The organism is Acinetobacter sp. 12966 (genome assembly GCF_031196995.1).
Lineage (GTDB): Bacteria > Pseudomonadota > Gammaproteobacteria > Pseudomonadales > Moraxellaceae > Acinetobacter > Acinetobacter geminorum.
This window is the reverse complement of sequence record NZ_JAVIMC010000031.1, coordinates 1-260: the sequence shown is the minus strand read 5'-3', so window position 1 is coordinate 260 and position 260 is coordinate 1. Positions and strand designations below refer to the sequence as shown.

The 260-nt window shown below is 54.2% G+C and carries 1 protein-coding gene; it reads left to right on the top strand.

Annotation, left to right across the window (positions count from 1 at the left end):
• The coding region (locus RFW85_RS06335) for an Ig-like domain-containing protein (protein ID WP_309171254.1) at nt 1–260 on the top strand (260 nt) is incomplete at both ends.

Genomic DNA, 260 nt, shown 5'->3' with positions numbered 1-260 from the left:
TTGATGCGACAGCACCAAGCCTTGCGATTAGCGCAGATGACCTTGCACTTGCGGCAGGTGAAACAGCGAACATTAGCTTCACGTTCAGTGAGGCGGTAGCAGGCTTTGATGCAAGCGACATCACGGTTGTAGGCGGTACATTGACTGGCTTGACTACGACTGACAACATCACCTGGACAGCGGTGTTCACACCGGACGGTACAGGCACAGCACCAAGCATTGCGGTGGCTGATGGTAGCTACACAGATGTCTTGGGCAAC